This is a genomic window from Streptomyces sp. XY431, from assembly GCF_001279805.1.
Classification (GTDB): domain Bacteria; phylum Actinomycetota; class Actinomycetes; order Streptomycetales; family Streptomycetaceae; genus Kitasatospora; species Kitasatospora purpeofusca.
Genome location: NZ_LGDO01000175.1, coordinates 1 through 5,991 on the forward strand (window position 1 = coordinate 1; position 5,991 = coordinate 5,991).

The window sequence follows — 5,991 nt, forward strand, 5'->3', positions numbered from 1 at the left end:
GTCGGAGGGGGCCGGATCCGGGCGCGGGCGGGGCCGCGTCGTTGTTCCCGGATCGGCCATAGGTTCGCTCTATGGGCCCATAGATCCACACCGCCTACAGTGGCAAGGTCCGGCGGGGTTGGGTGGACGTGGGGCACCCTCGCCCGTCCGCCCCACCGGGCGCTGTGCTGCTCCGTGCTGTGCCGCTCCACCCGCTTTGGCGCTCGACCTGCTCCGCCGCTCCACCCCGTCCTGTTCGCCCCCGTCCGGAGGATCGCCCCGAGATGACCCGCCCGATCCGTGTCGCGATCGTCGGAGCCGGCCCCGCCGGCATATACGCCGCCGATGCCCTGCTGAAGTCCGACGCCGCCCAGCAGCCCGGGGTCTCCATCGACCTCTTCGAGCGGATGCCCGCGCCGTTCGGTCTGATCCGGTACGGCGTGGCGCCCGACCACCCGCGGATCAAGGGCATCGTCACCGCCCTCCACAAGGTGCTGGACAAGCCGGAGGTCCGGCTGTTCGGCAACGTCGACTACCCCGGCGACCTCGCCCTGGACGACCTGCACCGGTTCTACGACGCCGTGGTCTTCTCCACCGGCGCGATGGCCGACCGCGCGCTCGACGTCCCCGGCATCGGCCTCGACGGCTCCTACGGCGCCGCCGACTTCGTCTCCTGGTACGACGGCCACCCCGACGTGCCGCGCACCTGGCCGCTGGAGGCCGAGAAGGTCGCGGTGCTCGGGGCTGGCAACGTCGCCCTGGACGTGGCCCGCATCCTCGCCAAGACCGCCGACGAGCTGCTGCCCACCGAGATCCCGCCGAACGTGTACGAGGGCCTCAAGCGCAACCGGGCCCTGGAGGTGCACGTCTTCGCCCGCCGCGGTCCCGCCCAGGCCAAGTTCAGCCCGATGGAGCTGCGCGAGCTCGACCACTCGCCCAACATCGAGGTGATCGTCGCCCCCGAGGACATCGACTACGACGAGGGCTCGATCGCCGAGCGCCGCGCCGCCAAGCACGTCGACATGGTCGCCTCGACCATCGAGAACTGGGCGATCCGGGACGTCGGCGACCGCCCGCACCGCCTCTACCTGCACTTCTTCGAGTCCCCGGTGGAGGTGCTCGGCGAGGACGGCAAGGTCGCCGGGCTGCGCACCGAGCGCACCGAGCTCGACGGCACCGGCAACGTCCGCGGCACCGGCGAGTTCACCGACTGGGACGTCCGCTCGATCTACCGGGCGATCGGGTACTACTCCGACGAGCTGCCCAAGCTGCCGTTCGACCCGGTCTCCGGCACCGTGCCGAACGCGGCCGGCCGGGTGCTCGCCGCCGACGGCTCGCACCAGGACGCCGTGTACGTGACCGGCTGGATCAAGCGCGGGCCGGTCGGCCTGATCGGGCACACCAAGGGCGACGCCAACGAGACCGTCGCCTGCCTGCTCGCCGACCAGGCCGAGGGGCGGCTGCCGGGCGCCGTCGAGCCCGACCCGGAGGCGGTCCCGGCGTACCTGCGGGAGCGCGGGGTGCGGTTCACCACCTGGCAGGGCTGGTACGAACTCGACGCCCACGAGCGCGCGTTGGGTGAGGCCGAGGGTCGGGAGCGGGTCAAGGTGGTGGAGCGGGAGGACATGCTCCGGCACAGCGGGGCGTAGTCCGGACGGGGCCGGTCAGGATCGGGGCCGGTCAGGATCGGGGCCGGCCCCCCGTCGGAGTCGAAGCGGGCCCCGGCCCGTCGACGGTGGACACCTGTCCCGTCGACGGGCCGGGGCGGCCTCGGCCTACTACTTGGGCATCTCGTTCCAGAGCTGGTCGGCGCTCTTGCCGGTGACCTGGACCCAGATCTGGCCGGAGCCGTAGTCCCTGGTGTTCAGCAGGTACGGCAGGTCGGGCCGCCGGTAGGTCTTCGCGACGTAGTCGATGAACCGGGCGGTGGCACTGTAGCCGCTGTCGTACCGGTCGCCCGGGGCGAGCGGATGCACGGTGCCGGGCTGGAAGTTGTAGTAGCGCACCCAGTCCGCCAGTCCCTCCTCCAGCCACCACGGGCGGCCCGGGTGGCCGAAGAACGCCACGTGCGCGGCCTCGTGCAGCAGGAAGCCGGTGTCGTTCCGGTTGTTGCGGGTGTAGTCGACGCTCGCGTGGATCTCGGGCACGGCGCCGGGCCGCGCCTCGGCGGGGTGGTCGGTGATCTGCGGGTCGAGGACGATCCGGAACCGTGGGGCGGCGGTCCACGCGCCCTTGATGGCCAGGTCGGAGATCGTCGAGTAGTAGTCCGCAATGGTCTGCTTCTGCTGCTCCAGCCACGGGCCGAGGTCCGGGGCCCGCGAGTAGTCCAGGTCGATGACCGGGCGGCCGGGGGACGGCGGGGTGGTGCCGCTGCTCCGGTCGAGGTTCCAGTTCTGCGCCGGGTCACCGGTGTTGCAGGCGGCCACCTTCGCGTTCAGGTCGGCGCCGCGGGCGAGGCAGAGGCTCGGATCCGAGACGTTGCGCAGCAGCCAGCCCCTGCCGTCGCCCAGCGTGGTGTTGTGCAGGCTCCACCGCTGGTTGTCCGCGGCCACGTAGTTCCAGGCGCCGACGGTGTTCCGGCCCATGTCGCGGTCGATCGCGTTGTTGGTGCCCGGCACCTTGACCGACCAGGTGCCGGCGCCCTCGTCCTTGATCGTCCAGAGCTGCTGGGCGGACGACTCGTTCCAGTCGCGGACCACCACGTTGGACCCGCTGTCACGGCTGTCCCACTGGAGCGCGCCGCCCGCCTTGCTGGAGACGCGGTACTCGGCGCCGCTGACCGGCAGCGGCAGGTCGGTCGTGCTCGCGCTCGCGGCCCCGGCCCCCAGGACCGTCCCTGACACCGCGGTCGCGGCGACCAGGACCGCGGCTGCGGCCGTACGACGGTTGATCATGTCGGGTTCCCCTTTCGGCCGGCTCCCCGGTGGATCCGACCTCCCGTCATGTCATCGCGCCGCCGCATACAGCGAGTTGACGGACCGTTGACGTTGCGGTCGGCAGGGGGTGTTGTGCGGCCGACCGGCCCCCGCGCTCAGTCCTCGGTGGGCGGGGGCGGGGCGAGGACGACCGGCCAGGCGTCGTCCCCGGCGAGGACCTGCTCCAGGGCGAGCCCGGGGCGGGCGTTGAACACGGCGGTCGCGGCGCCGGCCCGGGCGTACAGCGCCGGGTCGACCGCCGCTTCCGCGTGCAGCACCAGGGCCGCCTCGGGGAGGGCGGGCGAGCGTTCCGGGAACGCCGCCGGGTCCGCGCCGATCTGCTCCAGCGTGAACGGGTACGCGGCCACCGCGACGGTCAGGCGGTCCCCGTCCAGGGCGTGCTCCGCCCAGCCGTCGGTGGGGAGGAGGAAGAACGCGCCGTCCCCCTCGTGCCCGTACCAGCTCAGCTTGGCGACGGCGCGCTCGCCGGGCGGGCCGTCCGGATCGACGAGCAGCGCCACCACGGGCGCGTCCGGGTCGTCGGGGTTGATGCCGTTGCGGACGTAGAGGCGGGCCACGGGCGACCTCCGGTCGGGGGTGGGCGGTGCGGGGCGTGGGTGCGTGGGCGAGTGCCGGCCGGGGGGCGCCGGCACGGCTGCTCCCCGAGATGTTGTCATGCACGCGACCTTAATGGGCGAGTCGCGTGAACGACAGGAGAACCGTGCGTTCCGGATCGTTCGCGCCGGATCGTTCGCTACGGGGTGGGCTCGCGCTTGCGCCCGCTCCGCTGCGCGGCCTGCTGTTCGGTCTGCCGATCGGCCTGCTGTTCGTCCTGCTTGGATCCGCCGTCGCGCGGCCGCTCCGGCAGGCGGTCGCGGGGCGTCGCCGGGACGGTGCGGCGGCGGCGCGCTTCGACGAGGTGGCGGCGGCGCGCCTCGACGAGGTGGCGGGTCAGGGCGAGGCCGGTGAGCAGGGCGAGGAGGGTGCAGACGCCCGGCCAGCCCGCCAGGGCGTGGGCGCGCAGGCCGAGCCAGGAGCCGACGCTGCCGCCGAGGTAACCGAAGGTCATGTAGGCCGTGTTGAGCCGGCTGCGGGCGTCGGCCCGGAGCTCGTAGACCCGGGTCTTGTTGGCGATCATGCCGGACTGCATCGAGACGTCCAGCAGCAGCGTGCCGGCCACCAGGACGGCCAGGCCCGCCGCACCGCCCCCGCCCCCGGCCGCCAGGACCGCCGCCGAGGCGAGGGCGCCGAGCAGCCCGGCCAGGTTCACGGGGTCCGCGCCCCGGCGGTCCACCACCCGTCCGGCGAACGGCGTGCACACCATCGTCGCCGCCCCGACCAGCGCGATCAGTCCGACCGTCTGCGCGCCGAACCCGTACTCGGGCCCGGTGAGCAGCAGTGGCAGGCAGGTCCAGACGGCGCAGAACCCGCCGAAGACCATCGCCTGGTAGAAGCCCGAGCGGCGCAACTCCGGTTCGTCGCGCAGCAGTCGGAGCGGTTCGACCAGCAGCGACCCGTACGACGGCCGGACCGCCGGGGCGACGGCGGTGACGTCCGGCAGGGCGCGGGTCAGGACGGCCGCGAGCACCAGTGTCAGCACCCCCGCCGCCAGGTACGGGGCGCGCCAGCCCAGGTACTCGCCGAGCGTGCCGCTGAACGTCCGCGCCAGCAGCATGCCACCGGTGGCCCCGCTCAGCAGGGTGCCCATCACCGCCCCGCGCCGGTCGACCGGCACCAGCCCGGCCGCCATCGGCGACACCACCTGGGCGGCGACCGTGGTGGTCCCGACGGCGACGCTCGCCGCCAGCAGAACGGGCAGTGAGGGTGCGCAGCCGGCCGCGAGCAGTTCGACGCCGGTGAGCCCGAGCAGGGTGGTCAGCAGTCGGCGGTTGGGTATTCGGTCGCCGAGCGGCACGATGAGGAAGATGCCGATGGAGTAACCGATCTGAGTGAACGTCACCGCCAGCGCGGCGGAACTCTCGGAGGTTTCCAGGCCGGAGGCGATCAGTGGGGTGATCGCCTGTGGGAAGTAGATCGTGCCCACGCCGACGGCGCAGGTGACGGTGAGCAGCAGGAGCAGGCGGCGAGTCATACCCGGAGGTTGGCCCGGCGGCGCGCCGTTGCCAACCGATGTAGCGTGGCGCTTCATGGTCATCACCTTCGAGCTGGGCGTCGAGGACCTCGCGGACACCCGGTTCGCCCTCTCGCCGCTGAACGAGACCGTGCTCAGCCTGCGCGTCCTGCGCGAACCGGGCCTGTCGGCGCTGCACCTGCCCTGGCGGCGGTCCGTGCTCCGGTCGCTCGGTGAACTCGACGGGTTCGACAGCGGGTTGCTGCTCTCCCTGGTCGCCGCGCGGCGGACCGTGCCGGACTTCCTCACCCCCCGCCCGGAAGGCTTCGCGCCGAGCTTCGAGGAGGAGTTGGCCGTCGTCCGCCGCACCGCCCCCGCGGTGGTCCGGCGCGACCTGCTGGACACCCACCTCCCCGACCCGCCGCCCGAGCCCCTGCGCACCGCCCTCGACCGCGCCGACGACGCGGCCGTCCGCCGGCTGCGCGACGCGCTCTGCGAACTCCTGCGCCGCTACTGGGAGATCGCGGTGCGGCCGGAGTGGCCGGGGATGCGGCTGCTGCTGGAGGCCGACATGACCTACCGGGCCCGCCGGCTCGCCCTCGGCGGCGCCCGCCTGCTCTTCGCCGACATGCACCCCTCCCTGCGCTGGCACCGGGGCGTCCTGCACATCGCCGACATGATCGGCCGGCACCATGTCCTCGCCTCCGGGCGGGGGTTGCTGCTCCTGCCGTCCGTGTTCGCCCACAAGCCGGCACCGCCGCTCAGCCCGGACGGCGCGCCCACGCTGGCGTACCCCTGCCGGGGCGTGGCGACCCTCTGGTCCCGCCCGCCCGTCGTCGAGGCCCCGGCGCTCACCGCCCTGGTCGGGGCGGCCAAGGCCCGGCTGCTCACCATGCTGGACGAGCCGCTGGCCACCGTCGAACTCGCACGCCGGCTGCGGGTCACGCCGAGTGCGGTCTCGCAGCACCTGCGGGTGCTGCACGCCAACGGCCTGGTCGCCCGGGCCCGGGACGGGCGGCAGGTGGT

General features: G+C 73.6%; 5 protein-coding genes. 2 read left to right on the forward strand and 3 right to left on the reverse strand.

What is annotated here, in order from left to right:
* The first annotated feature begins 263 nt into the window (after positions 1 to 263).
* On the forward strand, positions 264 to 1,628 hold the full coding sequence (locus tag ADK60_RS19175; RefSeq protein WP_053647545.1) for an FAD-dependent oxidoreductase: 1,365 nt from the start codon (positions 264 to 266) through the stop codon (positions 1,626 to 1,628).
* A 129-nt stretch (positions 1,629 to 1,757) separates the two neighbouring features.
* On the opposite strand, the gene ADK60_RS19180 is transcribed toward ADK60_RS19175, so the two are convergent.
* From ADK60_RS19180 to ADK60_RS19190, 3 genes are all read right to left on the reverse strand, one after another.
* Complete coding sequence (locus ADK60_RS19180) at positions 1,758 to 2,873, reverse strand: basic secretory protein-like protein (RefSeq protein WP_053647547.1); 1,116 nt, start codon at positions 2,871 to 2,873, stop codon at positions 1,758 to 1,760.
* A 137-nt stretch (positions 2,874 to 3,010) separates the two neighbouring features.
* Complete coding sequence (locus tag ADK60_RS19185; protein ID WP_045938356.1) at positions 3,011 to 3,472, reverse strand: hypothetical protein; 462 nt, start codon at positions 3,470 to 3,472, stop codon at positions 3,011 to 3,013.
* Between the two features lie 176 nt (positions 3,473 to 3,648).
* On the reverse strand, positions 3,649 to 4,986 hold the full coding sequence (locus ADK60_RS19190) for an MFS transporter (protein ID WP_063783193.1): 1,338 nt from the start codon (positions 4,984 to 4,986) through the stop codon (positions 3,649 to 3,651).
* A gap of 55 nt (positions 4,987 to 5,041) precedes the next feature.
* Here ADK60_RS19190 and ADK60_RS19195 point away from each other — a divergent pair.
* On the forward strand, positions 5,042 to 5,991 hold a 950-nt coding region (locus ADK60_RS19195; protein ID WP_053647549.1), incomplete at its 3' end, for an ArsR/SmtB family transcription factor.

Excerpts from the sequence above, each read along its gene's own strand:
- ADK60_RS19180 (WP_053647547.1), bottom strand. The coding sequence starts at position 2,873 with ATGATCAACCGTCGTACGGCCGCAGCCGCGGTCCTGGTCGCCGCGACC.
- ADK60_RS19190 (WP_063783193.1), bottom strand. The coding sequence starts at position 4,986 with ATGACTCGCCGCCTGCTCCTGCTGCTCACCGTCACCTGCGCCGTCGGC.
- ADK60_RS19175 (WP_053647545.1), top strand. The coding sequence starts at position 264 with ATGACCCGCCCGATCCGTGTCGCGATCGTCGGAGCCGGCCCCGCCGGC.